The sequence below is a fragment of the Micromonospora sp. NPDC049529 genome (assembly GCF_055586685.1).
Genome location: NZ_JBVJHT010000006.1, coordinates 13,692 through 37,320 on the forward strand (window position 1 = coordinate 13,692; position 23,629 = coordinate 37,320).

The 23,629-nt window shown below is 71.6% G+C and carries 18 protein-coding genes and 1 pseudogene; 13 read left to right on the plus strand and 6 right to left on the minus strand.

Going from position 1 to position 23,629, the window contains the following annotated elements:
• Position 1 precedes the first annotated feature (1 nt).
• Complete coding sequence (locus ACZ6QQ_RS11520) at positions 2–937, minus strand: LysR family transcriptional regulator (RefSeq protein ID WP_465875893.1); 936 nt, start codon at positions 935–937, stop codon at positions 2–4.
• A gap of 72 nt (positions 938–1,009) precedes the next feature.
• On the opposite strand from ACZ6QQ_RS11520, the gene ACZ6QQ_RS11525 reads away from it, so the two are divergent.
• The 4 genes from ACZ6QQ_RS11525 (at position 1,010) to ACZ6QQ_RS11540 (ending at position 5,054) form a co-directional block, all read left to right on the plus strand.
• Entirely contained in the window at positions 1,010–1,696 is a 687-nt protein-coding gene (locus ACZ6QQ_RS11525; RefSeq protein ID WP_465875894.1) for a succinate dehydrogenase cytochrome b subunit, read from the plus strand.
• A gap of 2 nt (positions 1,697–1,698) precedes the next feature.
• Positions 1,699–3,636, plus strand: coding sequence for a fumarate reductase/succinate dehydrogenase flavoprotein subunit (locus ACZ6QQ_RS11530; RefSeq protein ID WP_465876274.1), 1,938 nt, complete (start codon positions 1,699–1,701; stop codon positions 3,634–3,636).
• Positions 3,633–4,397 (plus strand): succinate dehydrogenase/fumarate reductase iron-sulfur subunit, encoded by a 765-nt coding sequence (locus tag ACZ6QQ_RS11535; RefSeq protein WP_465875895.1) that lies wholly within the window; start codon positions 3,633–3,635, stop codon positions 4,395–4,397. The genes ACZ6QQ_RS11530 and ACZ6QQ_RS11535 overlap by 4 nt, the downstream gene beginning before the upstream one ends.
• Before the next feature lie 105 nt (positions 4,398–4,502).
• A complete protein-coding gene (locus ACZ6QQ_RS11540) occupies positions 4,503–5,054 on the plus strand; it encodes a hypothetical protein (protein ID WP_465875896.1) in 552 nt (183 codons plus the stop codon).
• Here ACZ6QQ_RS11540 and ACZ6QQ_RS11545 read toward each other — a convergent pair.
• Positions 5,021–7,474, minus strand: coding sequence for a putative bifunctional diguanylate cyclase/phosphodiesterase (locus ACZ6QQ_RS11545; protein ID WP_465875897.1), 2,454 nt, complete (start codon positions 7,472–7,474; stop codon positions 5,021–5,023). The two genes, ACZ6QQ_RS11540 and ACZ6QQ_RS11545, sit on opposite strands and share 34 nt — an antisense overlap.
• 299 nt (positions 7,475–7,773) lie before the next feature.
• Between ACZ6QQ_RS11545 and ACZ6QQ_RS11550 the strand changes: the two genes are divergently transcribed.
• The gene (locus ACZ6QQ_RS11550; RefSeq protein ID WP_465875898.1) at positions 7,774–8,772 is read left to right on the plus strand and encodes a serine hydrolase; all 999 of its coding nucleotides are present in this window, start codon (positions 7,774–7,776) and stop codon (positions 8,770–8,772) included.
• 214 nt (positions 8,773–8,986) lie between these two features.
• Positions 8,987–10,015 (plus strand): MBL fold metallo-hydrolase, encoded by a 1,029-nt coding sequence (locus ACZ6QQ_RS11555; protein WP_465876276.1) that lies wholly within the window; start codon positions 8,987–8,989, stop codon positions 10,013–10,015.
• 18 nt (positions 10,016–10,033) lie between these two features.
• Here ACZ6QQ_RS11555 and ACZ6QQ_RS11560 read toward each other — a convergent pair whose 3' ends face one another.
• A complete protein-coding gene (locus tag ACZ6QQ_RS11560) occupies positions 10,034–11,545 on the minus strand; it encodes a deoxyguanosinetriphosphate triphosphohydrolase family protein (protein WP_465875899.1) in 1,512 nt (503 codons plus the stop codon).
• Positions 11,546–11,596: 51 nt separating this feature from the next.
• The gene (locus ACZ6QQ_RS11565; protein ID WP_465875900.1) at positions 11,597–13,099 is read right to left on the minus strand and encodes an APC family permease; all 1,503 of its coding nucleotides are present in this window, start codon (positions 13,097–13,099) and stop codon (positions 11,597–11,599) included.
• Between the two features lie 236 nt (positions 13,100–13,335).
• Between ACZ6QQ_RS11565 and ACZ6QQ_RS11570 the strand changes: the two genes are divergently transcribed.
• From ACZ6QQ_RS11570 to ACZ6QQ_RS11580, 3 genes and pseudogenes are all read left to right on the plus strand, one after another.
• Entirely contained in the window at positions 13,336–13,989 is a 654-nt protein-coding gene (locus ACZ6QQ_RS11570; protein WP_465875901.1) for a GOLPH3/VPS74 family protein, read from the plus strand.
• Positions 13,990–14,000: 11 nt separating this feature from the next.
• Positions 14,001–16,518, plus strand: a pseudogene (locus ACZ6QQ_RS11575) (Tex family protein).
• An 88-nt stretch (positions 16,519–16,606) separates the two neighbouring features.
• Positions 16,607–17,038: a hypothetical protein gene (locus tag ACZ6QQ_RS11580; protein ID WP_465875902.1), complete on the plus strand. Its 432-nt coding sequence runs from the start codon at positions 16,607–16,609 to the stop codon at positions 17,036–17,038.
• 57 nt (positions 17,039–17,095) lie between these two features.
• On the opposite strand, the gene ACZ6QQ_RS11585 is transcribed toward ACZ6QQ_RS11580, so the two are convergent.
• A complete protein-coding gene (locus tag ACZ6QQ_RS11585) occupies positions 17,096–17,929 on the minus strand; it encodes a maleylpyruvate isomerase family mycothiol-dependent enzyme (RefSeq protein ID WP_465875903.1) in 834 nt (277 codons plus the stop codon).
• A gap of 234 nt (positions 17,930–18,163) precedes the next feature.
• Complete coding sequence (locus ACZ6QQ_RS11590; RefSeq protein ID WP_465875904.1) at positions 18,164–18,457, minus strand: hypothetical protein; 294 nt, start codon at positions 18,455–18,457, stop codon at positions 18,164–18,166.
• A 258-nt stretch (positions 18,458–18,715) separates the two neighbouring features.
• Between ACZ6QQ_RS11590 and ccmA the strand changes: the two genes are divergently transcribed.
• From ccmA to ACZ6QQ_RS11610, 4 genes are all read left to right on the plus strand, one after another.
• Complete coding sequence (gene ccmA / locus ACZ6QQ_RS11595) at positions 18,716–19,357, plus strand: heme ABC exporter ATP-binding protein CcmA (RefSeq protein ID WP_465875905.1); 642 nt, start codon at positions 18,716–18,718, stop codon at positions 19,355–19,357.
• Complete coding sequence (locus ACZ6QQ_RS11600; RefSeq protein ID WP_465875906.1) at positions 19,354–20,763, plus strand: DUF6297 family protein; 1,410 nt, start codon at positions 19,354–19,356, stop codon at positions 20,761–20,763. Before ccmA ends, ACZ6QQ_RS11600 begins: the two co-directional genes overlap by 4 nt.
• 356 nt (positions 20,764–21,119) lie before the next feature.
• A complete protein-coding gene (locus tag ACZ6QQ_RS11605) occupies positions 21,120–21,833 on the plus strand; it encodes a response regulator transcription factor (RefSeq protein WP_465875907.1) in 714 nt (237 codons plus the stop codon).
• A complete protein-coding gene (locus ACZ6QQ_RS11610; protein ID WP_465875908.1) occupies positions 21,830–23,611 on the plus strand; it encodes a sensor histidine kinase in 1,782 nt (593 codons plus the stop codon). Before ACZ6QQ_RS11605 ends, ACZ6QQ_RS11610 begins: the two co-directional genes overlap by 4 nt.
• Positions 23,612–23,629 lie beyond the last annotated feature (18 nt).

Sequence of the window (23,629 nt, forward strand, 5' to 3'; positions counted from 1 at the left end):
ACTACAGCGGCTCGACGCCGGGCGGCAGCGCACCCTGTTCGGCTGCCGTCCGCACGTAGTTGAGCAGGATTCCGCGCAGTGCCCGTGCGGCGTGGGTCGGTACGGCCTCCCGGCGCCGGGCCAGCGCGATCGTGCGCCGTACGCCGGGCGGGGCCAGCTGGGTGACCCGGATCCTGGGCCGTCGGGCGACGACGATGCCCGGCACCAGGGCCACGCCGAGTCCCGCCTCGACGAAGCTGAGCACGGCGTCCATCTCGCCGCCGTCGACTGCCAGGGTGGGTTCGAAGCCGGCGTCCCGGCACGCCGCCAGGGTGACGTCGCGCAGGTCGTAGCCCTCGCGGAACATCACCAACGGTTGGTCGCGCAGGTCGACCAGGCGCAGGGTGCCCATCGGGGTGGCCGCCGGCAGCGGGTCGAGGGAGGCGACGACCAGGCTCTCCCGCAGGATCGGTTCGACCCGCAGGGCGGGATCGGGTCCGGGTGCCGGTTGGATGATGAGCGCCAGGTCTAGTTCGCCGCGCAGCAGGTCGCGTACGAGATCTTGGGAGCCGCCCTCGTGGACTGCGAGGTCGACGCCCGGGTGGGCGTCGCGGAACCGGCGCAGCACCTGCGGGGCCAGCGAGGTGACCAGGCTCGGCGTCGCGCCGAGGCGGACCCGACCCCGGCGTACGCCGACCAGCTCCTGCACCTCGCGCCCGGCGGTCTCGACGTCGGCCAGGATCCGTTTGGCCAGGGGCAGCAGGACCTCTCCGGCGGCGGTGAGGGTGATGTTTCCCCGGATCCGGTCGAACAGCGGGGCCCCGAGGTCGACTTCGAGGGCGTGAATTTGCTTACTCAACGAGGGTTGGGTGATGCCGACATTGTCGGCCGCATGAGTGAAATGCCGGGTTTCGGCTACCGCTACGAAGTACCTCAACTGATGGAACTGCACCTGCATAGCCTACGACTATCGAGACTGCGCCCCCGATGCATTGGACGACTAATCACAGCTCCTCCTAGCGTCGTTCGGGTGGCAGTAGAGACGCGGTCGCCGGTCCGCTCGTCGGTCGGCAAGAAGGCAGTGATGGCGGTGACGGGCATCCTCCTGGTGCTCTTCCTCATCGCGCACATGATCGGCAACCTCAAGATCTTCTTCGGTGCGGCGTCCTTCGACCACTACGCGCACTGGCTGCGGACGATCGGTACCCCGGTGCTGCCCGAGGTCTGGTACCTCTGGCTCCAGCGCGGCGCGCTGACAATCGCCCTGCTGCTGCACATCTGGGCGGCGACCGCGCTCGCCGTGGCCGCCCGCAGGGCCCGCCCGGTCCGGTACGTCCACCGCAAGCCCGTCCAGGCCAGTTACGCGGCCCGGACGATGCGCTGGGGCGGGGTGATCATCCTGCTCTTCGTGGTCTACCACCTGCTCGACCTGACCACCGGCACGCTCAACCCGATCGGCGACCCGCGCCGGCCACACGCCAACGTGGTGGCCGACTTCGCCCCGGAACGCTGGTACGTGACCCTGTTCTACACCCTGGCCATCGTCGCGCTCGGCTTCCACCTGCGGCACGGCATGTTCAGCGCGTTCCGCAGCCTCGGCCAGCAGTCGCCGCGCGGCGAGCGCCGGGCCCGCGCCGCCGCCCTCCTCTTCGCCGTCGTGCTATGCGGCGGCTACCTGCTGGTCCCCTTCGCCGTACTAGCCGGATGGGTGTCATGACCATGGAGATGTTCCGCTACGGCGAGCCGATCGCCGACACCAAGGCACCGGACGGGCCGATCGAGACCCGCTGGGACCGGCGCCGGTTCGACGCCAAGCTGGTCAACCCGGCCAACCGCCGCAAGCTGACCGTGCTGGTGGTCGGCACCGGGCTGGCCGGCGGTTCGGCCGCCGCGACCCTCGCCGAGCAGGGCTACCGGGTGAAGTCGTACTGCTACCAGGACAGCCCGCGCCGGGCGCACTCGATCGCCGCCCAGGGCGGCATCAACGCGGCGAAGAACTACCGCAACGACGGCGACTCCGTACACCGGTTGTTCTACGACACGGTCAAGGGCGGCGACTTCCGCGCCCGCGAGTCGAACGTGCACCGGCTCGCCGAGGTCTCGGTCAACATCATCGACCAGGCGGTAGCCCAGGGGGTGCCGTTCGCCCGCGAGTACGGCGGGCTGCTCGACACCCGCTCGTTCGGTGGCGCGCAGGTGCAGCGGACCTTCTACGCACGCGGACAGACCGGTCAGCAGTTGCTGCTCGGGGCGTACCAGGCGTTGGAGCGACAGATCGCGCTCGGCCGGGTCGAGATGCACACCCGGCACGAGATGCTGGAGCTGATAGTGGTCGACGGCCGGGCCCGCGGCATCGTGGTCCGTGACCTGGTCACCGGCCAGATCACCACCGAGTACGCCGACGCCGTGGTGCTCGCCTCCGGCGGGTACGGCAACGTGTTCTACCTGTCCACCAACGCCAAGGGCTGCAACGTCACGGCCACCTGGCGGGCGCACCGCAAGGGCGCGTACTTCGCCAACCCGTGCTACACCCAGATCCACCCGACCTGCATCCCGGTCTCCGGCGACCACCAGTCGAAGCTGACCCTAATGAGCGAGTCGCTGCGCAACGACGGCCGGGTCTGGGTGCCGAAGCGGGCCGGCGACGACCGCAACCCGGCCGACATCCCGGACGACGAGCGGGACTACTTCCTGGAGCGGATGTACCCGGCCTTCGGCAACCTGGTCCCGCGCGACATCGCCTCCCGCGCCGCGAAGAACGTCTGCGACTCGGGACACGGGGTCGGGCCGACCGGGCTCGGGGTCTACCTCGACTTCGCCGACGCGATCAACCGGCTCGGCCGGCACACGGTCGAGGAGCGCTACGGCAACCTCTTCGAGATGTACGAGCGGATCACCGGTGAGGACCCGTACCGGGTGCCGATGCGGATCTACCCGGCGGTGCACTACACGATGGGCGGACTCTGGGTCGACTACGACCTCCAGGCCACCATCCCCGGCCTGTTCGTCATCGGCGAGGCGAACTTCTCCGACCACGGCGCCAACCGGCTCGGCGCCTCGGCGCTGATGCAGGGGCTGGCCGACGGCTACTTCGTGCTGCCGAACACGATCGCGAACTACCTCGCCGCCGGTCCGTTCGGCCCGATCGACGACAACCACCCCGAGGTCGTCGCCGCCCGCGCCGACGTCGAGGACCGGCTGGCCCGGCTGCTGGCGGTCAACGGCGACCGTACGGTCGACTCGTTCCACCGCGAGCTGGGTCAGATCATGTGGGAGCACTGCGGGATGGAACGCAGTGACGCCGGGCTGCGCAAGGCGATCGAACAGATCCGTGCCCTGCGGGAGCAGTACTGGCGCCGGGTGAAGGTGTCCGGCGACGCCGAGGGCATCAACCAGTCGTTGGAGAAGGCCGGTCGGGTCGCCGACTTCTTCGAGCTGGCCGAGCTGATGTGCGTCGACGCGCTGCACCGTACCGAGTCGTGCGGCGGGCACTTCCGGGCCGAGAGCCAGACCCCGGAGGGTGAGGCGCAGCGCGACGACGAGCACTTCAGCTACGTCGCGGCGTGGGAGTTCGCCGGGGCCGACCACCCGCCGGTGCTGCACAAGGAAGACCTGCACTTCGAGTACGTCCACCCCAGCCAGCGGAGTTACAAGTGAATCTGACCCTGCGCATCTGGCGGCAGTCCGGTCCGGCCGACGCCGGCCGGATGGTCACCTACCCGGTCACCGACGTCTCCCCGGACATGTCGTTCCTGGAGATGCTCGACGTGCTCAACGAGCGGCTGATCCTCGACGGCGACGACCCGGTGGCGTTCGACCACGACTGCCGGGAGGGGATCTGCGGCGCCTGCGGCATGGTGGTCAACGGCGTACCGCACGGTCCGGAGCGGGCGACCACCATCTGCCAGCTGCACATGCGGCACTTCTCCGACGGGCAGACCATCGACATCGAGCCGTGGCGGGCGCGGGCCTTCCCGGTGATGAAGGACCTGGTCGTGAACCGCAGCGCGTTCGACCGGATCATCGCCGCCGGTGGTTACATCTCGGTGCCGACCGGCAGCGCCCCGGACGCGCACGCGCAACCGGTGCCGAAGGTCGACGCCGACGCGGCCTTCGAGTCGGCCGCCTGCATCGGCTGCGGGGCCTGCGTCGCGGCCTGCCCGAACGGGTCGTCGATGCTGTTCACCGCCGCGAAGGTCACCCACCTGAGCATGTTGCCGCAGGGGCAGCCGGAGCGGGCCGGGCGGGTGCTCGACATGGTCGCGCAGCAGGACGCCGAGGGATTCGGCGGCTGCACCAACATGGGCGAGTGCACCGCGGTCTGCCCGAAGGTCATTCCACTGTCGACGATCGGGCGACTCAACCGCGACTTCCTCAAGGCCGCGAGCACGCGCGGTGGTGCGCCGGGCACGGACTGATTGCCCTGGTACGCCGCCCGACACGAGGTTCGACGGGGGTGGACGGGAATCGGTAGTCTGACCCCGCGAGTCAGGCGATCATGACGTGACGGCGGGGGCGGCGACATGCTCATCACGGCGGAACAGGTGGTGCCGGAACACCTCACCGAGGCCACCTGGCGGCTCTACAACGACGCGTTCGAGGAGTTGCGGGCCGCCGCCGTGCAACGGCACGTCATGGTCCGGGAGGAGTTCGACACCGTCGTCGCCGACCAGCGGGTGACCAAGTACCTCGGGCTCGACCCGGACCGGCCGGGCGAGGTGCTGGCGCTGGCGACGTTCACCAACGACCTGGACGCCGTACCCCTGATCTCGCCGGACTACTTCGCGCGCCGCTGGCCGGTGCTCTACGCCGAGCGGCGGATCTGGTACATCGGCTTCTTCGCGATCGCCCCGCAGGTCCGGGGCGACGGGGTGTTCGAGACGGTGATCGGGCGGATGTGGCAGCGGGTGCTGGCCAGCGGAGGTATCGCGGCCCTGGACATCTGCCGCCGCAACAACGACATCGGCCTGCCGAAGGCGATCCACCAGACCCTGGACCAGCTCACCGCCGGGGTCCGGACCACCCCGCTGGACGAGCAGGTCTACTGGCTGTTCGAGCCGCCCGCGTCGGCCTGACCGGTATCCGGGCCGACCGCCAGGGCGGATCCGTCCGGGCCGACCGCCAGGCCGGACCAGCGTTGCGCGAACAGGTGCGGGCGTACCGGGCCGCCCCAGAGCCGGCCCTGGCCGAGCAGCACCCCGAGCGTCTCCAGCACCGCGCGCTGGGTCGGCGTCTCGACCCCCTCCGCGACCACCGTCAGCCGCAGCGCGCTGCTCATCGCGACCACCGCCCGGACGATCTCCTCGTCCTCCGGGTTGCCGCCGAGGCCGCCGACGAACGCCTGGTCGACCTTGACCCCGGTGACCGGGTGCCGGCGCAGGTAGCCCAGCGCGGAGTAGCCGGTGCCGAAGTCGTCCACCACGACCCGTACGCCCATCCGGCGCAGCTCGGAGAGGACCTGGTCGGTGCCGGCGGACGGGTCCACCATCACCGATTCGGTGATCTCCAGAACCACCACCCCGGTCGGTACGTCGTGTCGCAGCAGCGCCTCGGCGATGCTGTCCGGCAGGTTGGGGTCGCGCAGTTGCCGGGGCGAGACGTTGACCGAGATCCAGAACTCGTCGTCCACCACACCGTCGTCGCGCCACTGGGCGAGCTGCCGCAGCGCCTCGTCGAGCACCCACCGGCCGATCGCGGCGATCAGACCGGTGTCCTCGGCGATGGAGATGAAGTCCAGCGGTGACACCGCGCCCCGGACCGGGTGGTCCCAGCGCAGCAGCGCCTCCGCCCCGACCAGGCGCCCGCCGCGCAGTTCGACGATCGGCTGGTAGACCAGGTGCAACTGGTCCTTGGCGAGGGCGTGCCGGAGGGCGAACTCGATCTCCACCCGGTCGCGTACCCGGTCGCGCATGGAGGTGTCGAACAGGGCCCACTTGCCCGGCCCCTCGGCCTTGGCGTGGTACATCGCGATGTCCGCGTCGCGCATCAACGACTCGGCGGTCACCGGTGCCGCGTCGTGCTGTTCGGCCGCCGCCGCCGTCGGCAGGCCGCCCCACCCGCCGGAGCTGCCGGTCGGCTCGTCGACGTCGTACGTCAGCCCGTCGCGGGTGCCGGTGAGCTCGCCGGTCGGGACCACGGTGGTGCCGACCAGGCCGACGGAGGTGCTCACCACCACCTCGATCCCGCCGACCTGCAACGGTGCGGCGAACGACCCGAGGATTCCCTCGGCGAGTTCGACCGCCTCGTCGTAGGTTCCGCTCAACACGACCACGAACTCGTCCCCGCCGACCCGGGCCACCACCGCCGACGACGGCACCAGCGCCCGCAACCGCTGCCCGACCTCGACGATGAGTTGGTCGCCGGTGTCGTGACCCCACGAGTCGTTGACCATCTTGAAGCCGTCGAGGTCGAGGAAGTACACCCAGATCCCGGTCGGTACGGCCGCCGAGCGGCGCAGCAGCCGGCCGACCTCCCGCGACAGCGCCCGCCGGTTGGGCAGGCCGGTCAGCGGATCGTGGGTGGCGTGGTGCTCGTAGCGCCGTTGCGCCCCTGCGTAACCCTGCACCGCCGACACCGCCCGGACCAGCAGCAACGCCACCATGGTCGCCCCGGCCAGCGCCGGCACCAGCCGCTCGACCAGCGTCGGCTGGTGCAGTACGCCGATCAGCACGAACGGCGCCGCCAGCGCCGGGCAGATCAGCAGTAGTCTCGGCCAGGACCAGGCCTGCACCGGCAGCGGCATGGCCCGGCCGAGGTAGACCACCGACGGGTGCAGCGCGGCGGCACCGACCATGGCGAAGCCGAGCAGGAAGGGCAGGTCCAGGATGGGTGATCCGGAGAGGGTGCCGAAGAGCCCGACGATCGCGTACGCCAGGTCGCCGAGGAGCAGCGACGTCATCATGGCGACCAGCAGCCAGTAGCTCGGTCGCCGGGCGGCGGTGGTGAAGGCGAGGTTGACCAGGAGCAGGAGCAGCACCACGTCGAAGACCGGGTACGTGCCGGCGAGCGCCGACACCATCACCGAACGGCCCTGGATCGACGCCGCCGGCACGGCCAGCAGTAGCAGCGAGACACAGGCGGCACCGAGGCAGACGATGAGCCCGTCGATGACGGCGTGCCGTTCGAGCCCTCCCCTGGCCCGGAGCAGTCCACCGACGCCGAGAATCATCAGCAGGTAGCCGGGGACCGTGAACGCGTCGCCGGCCAGGGCGGAGATTCCGGTGCGGTCCGCCGCCCAGGGCCGGACCAGCGCTCCGACCAGGAACAACGTGCTGGCCGCGCTGAGCAGGTACCAGGGGTGTCGCGGGGTGGCCCGGTGCCATCGAGGGCCGATGACCAGGACCGTGGCGGCGCCGACGCCCACGGCGGCGAAGAGCAGGGCGCCGAGCGCGTCGGAGAGATGTACGGCGTACAGCAGCGCTCCGAGGACCCCGGTGGCGAGGAATGCCACCGAGCCGGACGCGGAGGCCCGGTCGACCGGGGTCGAGCGTCGCATCGAGATCGCCCCCAGCGAACCTTCCGTCTTCTGACGACCAGCAGGCGCACCACGCTACCAACCGGATCATCCGACGTGCTGTGGATGATCGACTCGACTTCGTGAGCCGATCGGATGAGTGCCATAACGTGCCTCACCTGCCACGACAACTACCCCGAACAGCGGAAGCGGAATCCGGGTGCCCGAGTCCGGACGATCACGGGTACACAGACCGATTTGCGGTGCTCTATCGTGTGACCGGATCGAGCCCACGGGGGGTTCGTCTCGGCTCCGATCGGAGAAGTGATTTGTCGAGCACGGTGAACCGCAGGACAGCACTGGGCATGGGCACGGCGGCAACGGCCGGCCTGGTGTTCGGTACCGGTACCGGTGCCTCCGCCGCGACCACGGGCGACCGGACGGGCGCCAGCGGGTCCCCACAGCAGCGGGTGGGAAAGATCTACCAGCGGGAGTCGACCGAGGCCGGTGGGACCTGGCGGGCCCGGATCAGCGTCACCGCCGCCGACGGCAGCGTCGTGCCGGCGGTCGAACAGGGCATCGACGACACGGTCGAGGCGTACAGCGTGAACAAGGTGGCGGTCGCCGTCGCGGTGCTGGACAAGGTCGACCGGGGACTGCTCTCGCTGAGCCAGACCGTCGAGGTGACCGCCGCGATCGTGATCCCCGACGGTGACGGCATCTTCCGGCTGGACGGGGCGTACCCGAGCACGGTGACGGTCGGCCACGCACTCGCCGCGCTGCTCACCGTCTCGGACGACACCGCCGTACGGCTCAGCGGCCTGGTCTGCCCGGCGCTGGAGATCAACCAGATCCTGGTCGCCAAGGGCTTCCCGAACACGCAGGTCGTGCCGGTCGCCAACCCCAACCGGTTCTTCCTCGGCACCACCACGCCCCGGGAGACCCACGACCTGCTGCGGGCCCTGGTCGGGGGCACCCTGCTCTCCGCCGCCTCGACCGCGTTCCTGCTGGCCGCGCTCCGCTCGCCGATCGCGTACCCGGACGGCATCCGGCACGACATGTCGTCGGACGAACGGCAGCGGGTGGCGACCAAGGCCGGCTGGTTCAACGGTGGCCGTAACGAGGCCGGGGTGATGTTCGGGACCGACGGCACGCCCCGACTGACGTACGCGATCTTCGCCGACGGTCAGGCCGACCCGGACAACTTCGGCCCGACCCACCCGGCCACCCGGGCCCGGTCGGTGATGGGCCGGAAGTTCCTGGCGGCGGTCACCGACCCGACGTCGGCCTCGGCCACCCGCCGGACCGGTCCGGGATACCGGCCGAGCAACGGCGGCTGACGAATCCGTGCTCGATCCGGGGGCCGGCTACCCGCCGGCTCCCCGGACCGGGAAGGATGGACGGATGGGTAGCCGGGGGGCGGTGGGCGGATTGAGTCGGGGCACGGGCGACCGGTCGCGGGCGGGCCGCCGTTGGCGCCGCCGGGCCGGGGGTCTGCTCGCCCTGGCCGCCGTCGCCACCGCCGCCTGGGCCGTCCGGGACGTCACGGTGGCGATGGGCGCGCGGGCGGCCGGGGAGCGGGCGGCCAGGCTGCGCTCCTCCCCCCAGTTCGCCGGCGACGGCTTCCGCAACCAGGCCAGCACCCGGACGGTGATGGCCGAAACCGGCCGCAACGTGCTGCTGGAGTTCCTGTTCGGCGGGCACCGGCGCAAGCCCGCCGACCCGGTCCCGCTGGTCGACCCCGGCTGCGCCGACCCGGCCTCGGCGCCCGCCGACGAACTGAACGTGATCTGGTACGGGCACGCGTCGCTGCTGGTCGAGATCGAGGGCCGGCGGGTGCTGATCGATCCGATGTGGAGCGACCGGTGCTCGCCGTCCCGCCTGGTCGGGCCGCGCCGGTTGCACCCACCGCCCGTGTCGTTGGAGCAGTTGCCCCCGGTCAACGCGATCCTGATCTCGCACGACCACTACGACCACCTGGACCTGGCCACCGTACGGGGGCTGCTGCGGACCCAGTCGGCGCCGTTCCTGGTGCCGCTCGGCGTCGGCGCTCACCTGGCCCGGTGGGGTGTGCCGGAGGCACGGATCATCGAGCTGGACTGGGACGAGGGCGCCGACGTGGCCGGGCTGCGGTTCACCGCGACCGAGGCGCAGCACTTCTCCGGGCGCGGCTTCACCCGCAACGGCACCCTCTGGGGCTCCTGGGTGATCACCGGCCGGACCCGTCGGGTGTTCTACTCCGGCGACTCCGGCTACTTCGCCGGGTACGCCGGGATCGGCCGCCGGCACGGCCCGTTCGACGTCACCCTGATCCAGGTCGGGGCGTACGCGCCCGCCTGGCCGGAGATCCACATGTTCCCGGAGGAGGCGGTCACCGCCCACCTGGACCTGCGCGGGGAGCTGCTGATTCCGGTGCACTGGGCGACGTTCAACCTGGCCGTGCACCCGTGGGCCGAGCCGATCGACCGGCTGTGGCGGGAGGCGAAGGCCCGTGACGTGCGGTTGGCCGTACCGCGTCCCGGTGAGCGGGTGGTCGTCGACGCGCCGCCACCGGTCGACGGCTGGTGGCAGGCGATCGTCTGACCCGGTGCGGGGCCGGAGTCAGAGCACGAACGCGTCGGTCCAGAGCTGCCCGGAGCGGCCGGAGAGGGCGTCAAGCAACGCGACCGCCTGACCGTCGGTCAGCGAGGCCACGAAGTCGATGATCGCCCGGCCGCGCGCCCTGGCCGCCCGGTCCGGCGTACGGGGATGCAGTTCCGCCTCGGCGAGGTCGATCAGGTCGTGCAGCCGGCGCGGCAGCCGGGCCTCCTCGCGGGGATCGAGGATCCAGTCGAGCAGGGCCTGGACCAGGGTGTCCAACAGCCGGGCCTGGCCCCGCTGGTGCAGCGCCAGGTCGGGCCGGGCGAGCACGAACTGGTGGTGGACGAACTTGAGCACCTGCACCTCGTGCCACTGGGCCGGGGCGAGCAGCACGTGCCCGGAGCGGACCGGCGGGTCGGCCACCACCGTGATCGCGTCGACCAGCCGACGGGTCCACCGGGCGGAGAAGCCGGAGACGCCCTGCTCCGCCTCGATCGACCCGTCGAACGGTGCGGCCAGCAGCCCGTCGACCAGCTCCAGCCGTACGTGTTCTACGGCGGCGGCGAAGGCCGTGTCGTCGCTGATCCAGGCGTCCTTGCGGTGCAGTTGCCGGCGCAGCCGCTCGATCGAGGCGCCGGGGCGGCGCAGCCCGTGGTCGAGGATCGCGTCGGTCATCACCCGGAACCGGTCGCTGTCGCGCTGCCAGGCCAGCAGTTCGGCCGCGACGGCGCCCTGGCGCAGCACGCCGACCCGGTGGAAGTCCTCCACGTCGTGGATGGCGTACGCGATGTCGTCGGCGGTGTCCATGATCGACGCCTCGACGGTCTGCTGCCAGTCGGCGATCCGCCCGGCGAACGGTGCCCGCGCCTGCCGCACGTCCTCCACCTCGGTGCCGTACGCGCCGAACTTCGCCGAGCCGCTGTGCGGGTCGTCCGGCGGCGCGGTCGCCCCGCGCGGCGGCGGGTCGAACTGCCGGGGGTGCGGATCCGGGTAACCGGACCGGGTCCACGGGTATTTCAGGATCGCGGCGCGGACGGCGGCGGTCAGGTCGAGCCCGATGGTCGCCATGCCCCGGATCTCGGTGCTGGTGACGATCCGGTACGACTGGGCGTTGCCCTCGAACCCGTCCGGCAGCCCGAGCCGCTGCCGGGCGATCCGGTCGAGCACCTGCTCACCGAGGTGCCCGAACGGTGGGTGGCCCAGGTCGTGCGCGAGCGCCGCCGCCTCGACCACGTCCGGGTCGCAGCCGCCGAGCGCGTCGAGCAGGTCGCGGTGGCGTTTGTCGGCGGCCAGCCGCTCGGCGACCGCCCGCCCCACCTGGGCGACCTTGAGGCTGTGCGTCAACCGGTTGTGGACGAGCAGCCCGGAGCCGCCCGGAGAGATCACCTGGGTGACGCCGCCGAGCCGGGCGAAGAACGGTGAGCTGACGATCCGGTCCCGGTCGGCCCGGAACGGGCTCCCGGCGAGGTCACCGAGGGCACCGGCGTGGCCGCCGAAGAGCCGCCTGGCCCGTGGATCCGCCGAAGACTCCATGATCAGACGCTAGCCCAGCCGGGCCCGGCGGGTGTGCCCAGCCCCGATCACTCACGCCCGCACCTCGGCGCCGGGTGCGGCACCGGCCGGCTGCGGCGTCGGCACGGGTTCGCGGGTGCCGCCCCCGATCCGGGCGTAGACCTCCGGTCGCATGGCCCGCAGCGCGAACCCGCGCAGCAGTCCGAGCAGTACGGCGAGCACCGGCAGGGCCGGTAGCAGGGCGCGCAGGTAGGTCGGGGTGCCGGGGGCGAGCAACGTGCCGAAGTCGGCCAGCAGGACCACCAGGAGCACGCTCAGCGCCATGGTGGCCAGCGTCGGCGCGATCAACCGCTGCCAGCGGGACTCGACGGTGACCGTACGGCCGTTGAAGAACCCGACCACGGAGACCGAGGTCAGCGTCAACAGCACCAGTACGCCGACCGCGCCGACGCCGCTGAGCCAGGTGAACAGGTCGGTCAGCGGGTCGAGGCCGGCAGCGGCGAAGCCGAGGAGCAGCGCCAGCGCGAGCCCGGTCTGCACCAGCGAGCCGGCGACCGGGGCGCCGGTGCGTACGCCGACCCGGCCGAGCCGGGCGGGCAGCACCCGTTCGAAACCCAGCGCGTAGAACTGCCGGGCCACCGCGTTGTGCCCGCCGAGCAGTGCGGCGAGCACCGCCGTGGCGAGCAGGACCTGGGCGGCGATCCCGAGCGCGGCCCCGCCGTGCCGGGCGAGGACGTCGGCGACCAGTTGGGGACCGGCGACGGCGGCCACCGTCGCGGTGTTCTCCGGCCCGGTGGCGACGGTCAGCGCCCAGGCGCCGAACGCGTAGCAGACGCCGGTGCCGGCGATGGCGAGGTAGCTGGCCCGGCCCACGGTCCGCCTCGGGTCCCTGGCCTGTCCCCGGTACGCCGGGCCCGACTCCACCCCGACGAAGGCGACGGTGGCCAGGGCCAGCACGGCACCGAGCCCGGCCACCGGAAGGTTCGCCGGGTGGAGCCCGGCGGCGTCGACCCGGCCGCCGGCCGGATTGTCGAGCGCGAGCACCACCAGGACGGTCAGCGCCAGCAGTTCCAGGACGAGCAACCCGATGAGTACGGGCCCGGCGAGGTCCACCTGGAGTACGCCGAACAGACCGACCACCGCCCAGGCGAGCAGGGCCCAGATCCACCAGTCGAGTTCGATGGAAATTTCGTCCCCGGCGAACCCGCCGACAATCGCGCCGATCAGTCCGTAGAGGCTGATCTGGATCGCGTTGTAGGCGACCAGTGCGGCGAAAGCGGCGCCGACCGCTCCGGCCCGCCCGAGCCCATTCGCGACGTACGAGTGGACCGAGCCGGGGTTCGGCACGTACCGACCCATGGCGGCGTAGCCGACGGCGAAGACGCCGAGCACGATCGTCAGCACCAGGAAGCAGAACGCGGCGCCGACGTTGCCGCTGACCGCGTACATGATCGGGATGGCCCCGCCGACGGCGGTGAGCGGGGCGGCGGTCGCGACGACGAAGAGGGCGAGCCGTCCGGTGCCGAATCGACCGGGGCGCAGCGGGATACCGGGGGCGGACGGCTCAGTTGGCATCTGCGGTCGCTCCTGACCGGTCAAAACATTGTCGATCGACAATCAGGAGAGGTTATGGCCGAATCCGGCAGCCGACAAGTTCGTACGGGGATCCGACAGTTTCGTCCCGCTCAAGTCCATTGCCCGACATAAGGACGCCGAACGGGTTGAGCGACGTGATTCCTTGCCGTAGCGTCCTGCATCAACACGCGGAGCAATCGAAGCGTCACGACGGTACCGGGCGGGGCCGGAGAGCCATGAACAACTTCCTGGGCGATACCGAACGACTCGCCGATGAGCTGTTCCTCATCGGGCACGACGACTACAACGGCCGCCCGCTGGCCGCGCCGAACCTGCTCGATCCGGCCCTGGCCGGTGCGATCCTCGCCGAGCTGGCCCTGGCCGGGCGGATCACGATCAACCGTGGTGACGTGTTCGTCGCCGACAACCGGGCCTGGCAGGATCCGGTCGCGGACCGGGCGCTGGGCGAGATCGTCCGGCGCGGCAACGGGCACGACGCCCGCACCTGGCTGGAGTTCATCCGGCCGCAGGCCCGTGAGCAGGTCGGTGACCGGCTGGTCAGCGCGGGCGCGCTGCGCCGGGAGAGCAGGCGCGGGCTGAGCCTGCGGGTGACCGTCCGCTGGCCCGGCCGGGACCCGAACCGGGCCGCCGCGCCCCGGGTCCGGCTCGCCGCCGTACTGGAACGCTCCGACCAGCCGCTGGACATCCGCAACGCCACGCTGGCCGCACTGGTCCTGGCCGGCGGCATGATCCGGGTGCTCGGCCTGCCCGACCACGCGGTGGCCCAGCGGATCACGGCCGCCCGCCGGCTGCTGCCGCCGGCCCTGGCCGACCTGCTGAACGCGGTCGACGCCACGGTGGCCGCCGCCACCCTCACCATCCGCCGCTGAGCCCCCGACGGATACCGCGACCGACAGCCGCCCGGCCGGGCGGCGCGACGCGGACGGGCGGCGGACGGCAGAATGCGTACGTAACCCACCCCGAAAAGGCGGACCAGGATCGTGACGACGTCTGTTCATCAGCGGATCGCCGAGGAGCTCGGCGTACGCGAGCGGCAGGTAACGGCCGCCGTCGAGCTGCTCGACGGCGGGGCCACCGTGCCCTTCATCGCCCGTTACCGCAAGGAAGTCACCGGCATGCTCGACGACGCGCAACTGCGCACGCTCGAGGAGCGGCTGCGCTACCTGCGGGAGTTGGAGGAGCGGCGGGCGGCGATCCTGGAGTCCATCCGGAGTCAGGGCAAGCTGGACGACGCGCTCGAAGCGCAGATCATGGCGGCCGACTCGAAGGCCCGGCTGGAGGACATCTACCTGCCGTACAAGCCGAAGCGGCGGACGAAGGCGCAGATCGCCCGCGAGGCGGGGCTGGAGCCGCTGGCCGATCAGCTGCTGGCCGATCCGGGCCTCGACCCGCGTACGGCCGCGACCGCGTTCGTCGACCCGGAAAAGGGCGTGGCGGATCCGACGGCGGCGCTCGACGGCGCGCGGGCGATCCTGGTCGAACGGTTCGCCGAGGACGCGGACCTGATCGGGTCGCTGCGCGAGCAGATGTGGTCGCGGGGCCGGCTCGCCGCCCGGGTACGCGACGGCCAGCGGGACGCCGGCGCCAAGTTCTCCGACTACTTCGACTTCAGCGAGCCGTACACCCGGCTCGCCTCGCACCGGGTGCTGGCCATGTTCCGTGGCGAGAAGGAGGGCGTGCTCGACCTCACCATGGAGCCCGAGGAGGCGCCCGAGGACGAGTCCGGCCCGGTCGGCCCGACCCGGTACGAGCGGGAGATCGGTGCCCGGTTCGGCGTCTACGACCGGGGGCGGCCGGCGGACCGCTGGCTGACCGACACGGTGCGCTGGGCGTGGCGGACCCGGATCCTCATCCACCTCGGCGCGGACCTGCGGATGCGACTGTGGCAGGCGGCCGAGGACGAGTCCGTACGCGTCTTCGCGATGAACCTGCGCGACCTGCTGCTCGCCGCCCCGGCCGGCAGCCGGACGACGATGGGCCTGGACCCCGGTCTGCGTACGGGGGTGAAGGTGGCCGTGGTCGACGCGACCGGCAAGGTGCTGGCGACCGACACGATCTACCCGCACGAGCCGCGCCGACAGTGGGACCAGTCGATCGACACGTTGTCCCGACTGGCCCGCACCCACTCGGTCGACCTGATAGCGATCGGCAACGGCACCGCCTCGCGGGAGACCGACAAGCTCGCCGGTGACCTGATCCGGCTGCACCCGGACCTGAACCTGACCAAGGTGGTGGTCTCCGAGGCCGGCGCGTCGGTCTACTCCGCGTCGGCGTACGCCTCGCAGGAACTGCCCGGAATGGACGTGTCGCTGCGCGGCGCGGTCTCGATCGCCCGGCGGTTGCAGGATCCGCTGGCCGAGCTGGTCAAGATCGAGCCGCGCTCGATCGGGGTCGGCCAGTACCAGCACGACCTCTCCGAGGCGAAGCTCTCCCGTTCGCTCGACGCGGTGGTCGAGGACTGCGTGAACGGTGTCGGCGTGGACGTCAACACCGCCTCCGCGCCGCTGCTGACCCGGGTGTCCGGGATCGGTGCCGGGCTGGCGGAGAACATCGTCATGCACCGGGACACGCACGGTCCGTTCCGTACCCGCCGGGCGTTGAAGGAGGTCCCCCGGTTGGGGCCGAAGGCGTTCGAGCAGTGCGCCGGCTTCCTGCGCATCCCCGGCGGCGAGGACCCGCTGGACGCCTCCGCCGTGCACCCGGAGTCGTACCCGGTGGTGCGGCGCATCCTCGCCAGCACCGGGACCGACCTGGGTTCGCTGATCGGCAAGAGCGCACTGTTGCGGTCGCTGCGGCCGACGGACTTCGTGGACGACACGTTCGGCCTGCCGACCGTCACCGACATCATCGGCGAGTTGGAGAAGCCGGGGCGGGACCCGCGCCCGGCGTTCCGTACCGCGACCTTCGCCGAGGGCGTCGAGAAGATCGGCGACCTGACGCCGGGCATGCTGCTGGAGGGTGTGGTCACCAACGTCGCCGCGTTCGGCGCGTTCGTCGACGTCGGGGTGCACCAGGACGGGCTGGTGCACGTGTCGGCGATGTCGAACACCTTCGTCAAGGACCCGCGCGACGTGGTCAAGTCCGGTGACGTGGTGCGGGTGAAGGTGCTCGACGTGGACGTACCGCGCAAGCGGATCTCGCTCACCCTGCGGCTGGACGACGAGGCGACGCCGGGCGCTCCGCGTACCGGTGGCGGTGGTGAACGTCGCGACCGCCCGGCGGGCGGCGACCGCCGGGACCGGGGCGGCGCCGATCGGGGCGGACAGCGCGGGGGCGGCGGCGGTGGTCAGCCCCGGCAGGGACGGGGTTCGTCCCCGGCCCCCGCCGCCGGTGGGGCGATGGCCGACGCGCTGCGCCGCGCCGGCCTCGACAAGGGGCTCGGCAAGTCCGGCCGCTGACCGGACGACGACGGCCGCACCGCCCGCCGCGACGATCTTCCGTCGCGGCGGGCGGTGTCGTCCGCGACCCCTGGCGTACGGTCTGCTGATGGTGCGGGACGGGCGGGCCGCCTGGCGGGAGGAGCACCGCCGCGCGGTGCGGGTACGCGCCGAGGCGGAGAGTGCGCGCCGGGCGGCGGAGACCGAACGGGCGCGGGAACTGGTGGCCGGGTTCGTCCGGGAGGCCGGACAGCGCGGCCTGCCGGTGGTGGCGTTGACCGCCGTCGCCCCGTCCGGTGCCCGCTACCGGACCGGGCTGACCGGCTGGTACGTCGACGTGAACCTGACCAGGGCGGTCAGCACGACGGGCGACTTCTACCTGTTGTCCGTGCCGGTGAGTTGGCGGGCCCGGCTGACCGGGGTGACGGTGCGGCCACGGGAGCCGAAGCTCGTCGTCGGCGAGGGTGGACGCGACGGCGAGTCGATGCCGCTGCGCCAGCTGCTGGATCGTCGTCTTGAGGCCGGGCCCCGCTGGCCGTGACCCGGGCCCGCCCACCGGCACTCGCTCGGCATGGTGGGCGGTCGACCCGGGCAACGTTCAGTTCGCGTCGCCGTGATGACCGTGCGCCATCATGGTGGGAAGCATGCCGAGCGCGGCGACGACGGACTCCGGCGCCCGTAGGGCTCGGGCCAGGCCGGGCTCCCGTCCGGTGAGGCTCTCCAGCACCTCGGTCGTCACGCCGTACCCGATCGGGTCGGCGTCGCTGCCCAGGGTGACGTACGCGTCGTCGCCGTCGATGCCGAGTTCGTACCGCGACTCGCCGCCGTCGCGGAGTTCGAACGTCCCGGACACCGGCTTGCCCTCGCCGGCGGCGACACCGGCGGCGATCAGGAGCCCGTACATGGTGAGCAGGGGGAAGTCGTCGGGTCGGGACTCGGGCTCCAGCCCGACCGCCAGTGCCACGTCCCGCTCGTGGATCCAGGAGTCCCAGCTGATGTGCAGGGACCGGGTGGACCAGTGCACCTCACGGCCGGTCGGTACCCGCACCATGCCGTCGGCCGGTACGCCGGGATGCGTCGCGAACTGCTCCCGCTCCTCCTCCGCCAGGCTCCGCAGTCGTCGGATCGCCGCCTCCGGTGCCAGTCGGGGCGAGTCCGCCAGCCACTTGCCGGGTGTGATGGTCGGGTCGAACGGGCTGTGCCGCATGAAACGCTCGCCCTCCGGGCTGCCGCTCAGTCCGACGACGTGCAGCTCGGTAAGGTTGATCACGTGTAGGACCACGTCGTGCACCGACCAGTCCGGGCAACGGGACTTCGCGTTCCAGTCCGCCGGTTCGAGCTTCGAGACAAGGTTGATGAAGTTCGACCGCTGTCGCTGCACCTCCTCGCCGATCGTCTCCGGTCCGCCACGGGATCCACGCTTCTCGGTCAATGCGTATTCGCGCAACGCCCTACCCCTCCCATCGAAAATTCGATGGTATGCCACGATGGGGCGCCACCGGTCCCGTAGCGCACAAATGAATAAGGGGGTCTGGCCCACCTATACGGAATGGGCGGAACCACCCCGGCAGCGCAGACGACGAAACATCAGTTAACCCACCATAAACGGAACAACTCATGAATTCTGTGGCCCACCGGCACGCCGACCTGCGTCAATGTCGTTGGGCTACGGCTGGAACCGTTCGTGCTCGACGGTCGCCAGCGGACCCGGCGGGCCGGACGCGGCCGGTCCGGTAGGGACCAGCACCTCGGGCTCCGCCCCACCCTCGTCCGGTGTGAACTCGCCGACCGGTGAGTACACCGTGGCAGTCAGCGAGAGGTCCGCCGGCCCCGCCTCGATCGCCGTACGCAGGTGGGACCGGACCCGATCATCGGGCACCGCCCGACCGAACATCTGCACCGACGCCGCCCGCAGCCGGTCCAGGTGGAGGTCGAGGTCGAGGCCCCGGACCCCGGCCACCCCGGACCCGCATGGCGGTGAAGTGGGCGTAACCGGCGAAGGCGAGCGGTGCCAGCTCCGCGACATCTACCGCCCGACCATTGCGTTGCACCACGAAGGAGGTCATATCGACAACGTAGGATCTGACACTCATGTGAGCTTCAAGCGCGGATGAGGGAGATCACACCAGATGAGAATCGGGGATCTGGCGCGTGGCACCAGCGTCAGTCCGCGCCTGCTCGCCGCGACCGCCTCGGGCGAGGGCGCGGCGGTGCCCGGGTGATCAGCCAGGTGCCCGTCGCCGCCCTGGAGACGCGCGGTCTCCGGCACGGGTTCGGGAACAGGATGCTCTTCGAGGGGCTGGACATGGCCGTCGCACCGGGCGCGGCCGTGGCCGTCACCGGCCGCAACGGCGCCGGCAAGACGACCCTGCTGCGCATCCTCGTCGGCCTGATGCGGCCGCTGGGTGGGACCATCCGTCTCGCCGGGCAACCGCTGGTCGACACGTCGACGCTGGCCCGCAGGCAGGTCGCGTACGTGCTCGACGAAAGCGCCTTCTTCCCCGACCTGTCCGTACGCGAGCACCTCGACCTGTTCGCCCGCGCCCACGGCAATGCCGATCCCGGTGACGCGATATCGGCCGTACTCGCGGAATTCGACTTCGAGGAGCAGGCCGACCAACTGCCGGTGACCCTCTCCAGCGGTCAGCGGCGACGTCTGATGCTGGTGGCCTGTCTGGTCCGGCCGCGCCGTCTGCTCGTACTCGACGAGCCGGAGCAGCGCCTGGATTCCGCCGGCCGGGCCAGTCTCATTTCCCGGTTACGAAAGGAGAAAGCCGACGGCTGTGCCCTGGTCATGGCCACCCACGACCGAGAGTTCATCGACGCGCTCGCCGACGAGCAACTGGAATTGCGCGGATGAGCATCGCCACGGCGGTGTACCCGTCACCACGGGAGCTGCGCGCCCTGATCCGGCGAAAGCGCCGAATGCGTTACCGGCGCCCGTTCGCCGGTACGGCACTCGACCTGTACGTCGCACTGTTGGGCGTACTGGTTCTGGGTGCGGTGGTGGTGTCGACGTCGTACGAGTCGTTGCGGGCCACCGACCTGCCGACGGCGCTGGACCTACCCGGCGTCGGTCAGTGGCTGGTCGTGGCGTTGACCGTCCTCGCCGCGGCCGGCGGCGTACGTCTGCTCGGCGACCTCGGCCCCGTCGTCGTCGGCCAGGCGGTCCAGTTCTGGCTGCTCGCCACGCCGGTGCAGCAGCGTGGCCTGCTCCTGCCCCGGCTGCTCGGGCAGACCCTGGTCAGCGCGACCGTCGGAGCCGTCTGCGGCTGGTGGGTCGGGATGCTGCTGGGCGTCCACCCGGCCCGGCCGACCCTGCTCGCGCTCGGCCTCGCCGTCACGGCCCACTCGTCCGCCACGTTGGCCCAGGCGAGCGGGTCGGGAGCACGGGCCGGGCGGCGGTGGGCGAACACGCTGCTGGTCCTGACGACGCTCACGGTCGTCGCCCTGGTCGTCGCCGGACGTCACGGTGCACGGCTCACCACGCCCCCGTGGAACGGCACGACCGCCGGCCTGGCCGCCCTCGCGCTGGCCGTGCTGACCACCGTCGCGGCCGTCGGTCGGCTCGACCGCCTGACGCGGGAGGCGTTGGGGCAGATCGACCTGGTCAACGCGGCCGGCGCGGCGATCGCGATGATGGATCCGGGCAGTCTGGCGAGCGTGCTCGACACCCGACGCTGGCGCCGGATCGGCCGGGTACGGTCCCGGCGACTCGGCGGCACCGGGCTCGGGACGATGCTCCGGGCCGACCTGCTGCGCCAGGCCCGTAAACCGTCCGGGCTGCTGTGGTGGTGCGTCCTGCTGCTCGTACCGCACCTGGCCGCCGCCCTGGACCTGACCGGGCTACCGCCGATGACCTTGGCGACCATCGTCGCCACCATCGCTACCGGGCGACTGGCCCGGGGCCTGCGTGAGGTGTGCCGGTCCACCTCGCTGAGGCATGCGCTCGGACTCGGCGACGGCCGGATACACCTCGTCCACCTGGTGGTGCCCACCGTCGCTGCCATTGCCTTCGTCGGCATCTGTGCCGGAACCGGGGTGGCCGGCCTCTCCTGGCCGGTGGCCGCGATCGCGGTGGTGGCGGCCGTGGCGGTGGTCTACCGGCGGGCCACGATGCCCGCCCTGGTCTGGACCGGCGCGTACATCGACACCCCGTTCGGCGTCATTCCCGCCGACCTCGTCCAGCAGGTGCTACGCGGTCCGCTGCTGCTCTCGGCGGCACTGCTGGCGCAGCTGTACCTCGGGCACGCCGCCCTCACCTGACCGCGACCGGCACTCCCCCGTGATCATGGGGACCCCCGTCGGGGACGGGAGGGCGGCCGGTGGCCGCTTCGGCGCGGCGGACCGCCAGGGTTACCCTGATCCGGCGCCGGGCCTCCCGCCGCAAACGCGCATCATGGCTGGTCAGGTGACCTCCGAGCGAGCCGCCCTGTGGCTGACGTACCGACATGCGGGCTACCGTAGGCGGCCGGGTGTGAAGAACCGATCAAGAAGCGGTTGCCTCACCGTGCGTCGAACCGGACGTCCGGTCCCATACGGCTTCCGCATCCCGCCTTCACGAATACTTCACGGGTCACCGGTTGAATCCGTCCGACCGTTACCCGTCAGGATGGGGAGTCATGGGCGCACGGATCCTGGTTGCCGAGGACGATCGTAAGCAGGCGAATCTTGTTCGGATCTACCTCGAACGGGAGGGACACAGCGTCCTGCTGGTCGGCGACGGCCGGGCCGCGCTCGACCAGGTACGGGCCCGCCGGCCCGATCTGGTGGTGCTCGACGTGATGATGCCGGTGGTCGACGGGCTGGACGTGTGCCGGGTGCTGCGGGCCGAATCCGACCTGCCGATCCTGCTGCTGACCGCCCGTACCACCGAGGACGACATCCTGCTCGGCCTCGATCTCGGCGCCGACGACTACCTGACCAAGCCGTACAGCCCGCGTGAGCTGGCGGCCCGGGTGCGGGCGCTGCTGCGCCGGGCCGGTGTGGTCAGCGCGGGCGGTCAGGCGGTGCTGCGGGTCGGCGACCTGGAGATCGACGCCGGACGGTTCGAGGTACGGATCTCCGGTCGGCCGATCACCCTGACCGCCAAGGAGTTCGGCATCCTGGAGGTGCTGGCCAGCGAACCGGGTCGGGCGTTCACCCGGGCCCAGATCATCGACCGGGCGTTCGGGTTCGACCACTACGTGCTGGAGCGCACGGTCGACGTGCACGTGATGAACCTCCGCCGCAAGATCGAGGCCGACGCCACCGAGCCCCGGTACGTGCAGACCGTGTTCGGCCGTGGCTACCGGCTCTCCGAGGACGCGGGTGTTCGGGCAGCCGCCGCGCCGTGAGTTTCCGGTTCCGGGTGCTGGGGCTGCTCATGCTCGTCGCGCTCAGTGCGAGCGGCGCGACCGCCTGGCTGACCCTGCGGCAGGCGCGGCAGCAGCTCACCGCGTCCGCCAGCGCGGACCAGGCGCAGATCGACATGATCGGCTCACAGCTCAAGGCGTACGCCAGCCGGCAGGGCACCTGGGAGGGGGTGCCGAACGTGGTGCAGCAGTTGCACCACGACACCGGGCAGCGGATCCGCCTGGAGACCGACCTGACGGTGCTGGTGGACTCCGACACCCTGGACAACCCGAACAAGGCCACTCGACCGGTCGGCCCGCTCAGCGCCGTGGTGAACCCGCGACCGACTCTGTCGCTGACCGGCGTGCCCACCGACCAGCTGGCCGCGCGTACGGTCGACGCGATCGGGAACTACCGCTCCGGGGTCCTGCTCGCGGCCTGCCTCACCCGTCGGGGAATCCCGGTGACCAGTACGCCGGGCGCGCTCGGGGTGCCCGTGTTCGAGCCCGGCCCCAGCCGCCCGTACGACGAGCCGAACGCGGTCCAGAACTGCCGCGTCGGCACCGCCCAGGCGGGACGGGACATCGATGCCGACCTGACCCGGACCGGTAACTGCGTCACCGCGGCCGGGAGACCGCTGTCACCCGAGATCGACGGAGCGTCCCGGACATCCGGGCGCGGCGTGCCGGAGTCCGCGCAGCCCCAACCGACCGGCGCCACCGGCACGACGGCCGTCGAGGACGCGGTGAACTGCCTGACACAGGTCTTCGACGTGCAGGTCGACGACGTCGCGCCGCTGCCGGCACGGCTCTACCTGGGTGCGCGCAGCGATCCGGGTGCCGCGCTGACCAGCGGGCCGATGGTGGCCGGGGTGGCCGGGGTGGCCGGGATCGCGATCCTCTGCACCGCGCTGCTGAGTCACCGGGTACTGCGCCCGATCGGCCGGCTCACCGCGGCCGCGCAGCGGCTCGGCCGGGGCGACCTCGGGGGCCGGGTGCCGGTCGAGGGCCGGGACGAGCTGGCCGAACTGGGCCGGTCGTTCAACCAGATGGCCGACTCGCTGCAACGCGGTGAGGAGCGGCAACGGCGGCTGGTGGCCGACGTCGCGCACGAGTTGCGCAGCCCACTGGCGAACCTGCGCGGTTACCTGGAGGCGCTCAAGGACGGGGTGATCAGCCCGGATCCGGAGCTGTTCGCCTCGTTGCACGAGGAGGCGGTGCTCCAGCAACGGATCGTCGACGACCTCCAGGAGTTGGCGCTGGCCGAGGCGGGCACGCTGGCGTACCACAGGGTTCAGGTCGACCTGGCCGAGTTGCTGGAGACCTGCCGTACGGCGCACCTGGCGCTGGCCGAGGCGGCCGGGATCACGCTGCGGGTGGTCGCCGAGCCGGTGCTCGTCCACGCCGACCCCGACCGGTTGCGCCAGGTGGTGGGCAACCTGATCACGAACGCGCTGCGGGCCACCACCGCCGGCGGCAACGTCACTCTGCACTGCGCCCGGACCGGTACGGCGGCTGCCCTGGTACGGGTGGCCGACGACGGTTCCGGGATCGCCCCGGACGCGCTCCCGCACGTGTTCGACAGGTTCTGGCGGGCGGACTCGGCCCGCGGGCGCGGCACCGGCGGCAGTGGGCTCGGGCTTGCCATCACCCGGCAGATCGTGACCGACCACGGCGGCACCATCGAGGTCACCAGCGAACTGGGCGCCGGTACGACCTTCCGGATCGTTCTGCCCTCCCCACTCGTCCCCGATGACCGAAAAGGATCCCTCCCTCGCTAATGGGTGGTAAAACCCTCT

Bases quoted from the DNA above. Each gene is read 5' to 3' on its own strand.
- ACZ6QQ_RS11520 (WP_465875893.1), bottom strand. From the start codon at position 937: ATGCAGGTGCAGTTCCATCAGTTGAGGTACTTCGTAGCGGTAGCCGAA.
- ACZ6QQ_RS11530 (WP_465876274.1), top strand. From the start codon at position 1,699: ATGGAGATGTTCCGCTACGGCGAGCCGATCGCCGACACCAAGGCACCG.
- ACZ6QQ_RS11540 (WP_465875896.1), top strand. From the start codon at position 4,503: ATGCTCATCACGGCGGAACAGGTGGTGCCGGAACACCTCACCGAGGCC.
- ACZ6QQ_RS11545 (WP_465875897.1), bottom strand. From the start codon at position 7,474: ATGCGACGCTCGACCCCGGTCGACCGGGCCTCCGCGTCCGGCTCGGTG.
- ACZ6QQ_RS11555 (WP_465876276.1), top strand. From the start codon at position 8,987: ATGGGCGCGCGGGCGGCCGGGGAGCGGGCGGCCAGGCTGCGCTCCTCC.
- ACZ6QQ_RS11560 (WP_465875899.1), bottom strand. From the start codon at position 11,545: ATGGAGTCTTCGGCGGATCCACGGGCCAGGCGGCTCTTCGGCGGCCAC.
- ACZ6QQ_RS11565 (WP_465875900.1), bottom strand. From the start codon at position 13,099: ATGCCAACTGAGCCGTCCGCCCCCGGTATCCCGCTGCGCCCCGGTCGA.
- ACZ6QQ_RS11570 (WP_465875901.1), top strand. From the start codon at position 13,336: ATGAACAACTTCCTGGGCGATACCGAACGACTCGCCGATGAGCTGTTC.
- ACZ6QQ_RS11580 (WP_465875902.1), top strand. From the start codon at position 16,607: ATGGTGCGGGACGGGCGGGCCGCCTGGCGGGAGGAGCACCGCCGCGCG.
- ACZ6QQ_RS11600 (WP_465875906.1), top strand. From the start codon at position 19,354: ATGAGCATCGCCACGGCGGTGTACCCGTCACCACGGGAGCTGCGCGCC.
- ACZ6QQ_RS11605 (WP_465875907.1), top strand. From the start codon at position 21,120: ATGGGCGCACGGATCCTGGTTGCCGAGGACGATCGTAAGCAGGCGAAT.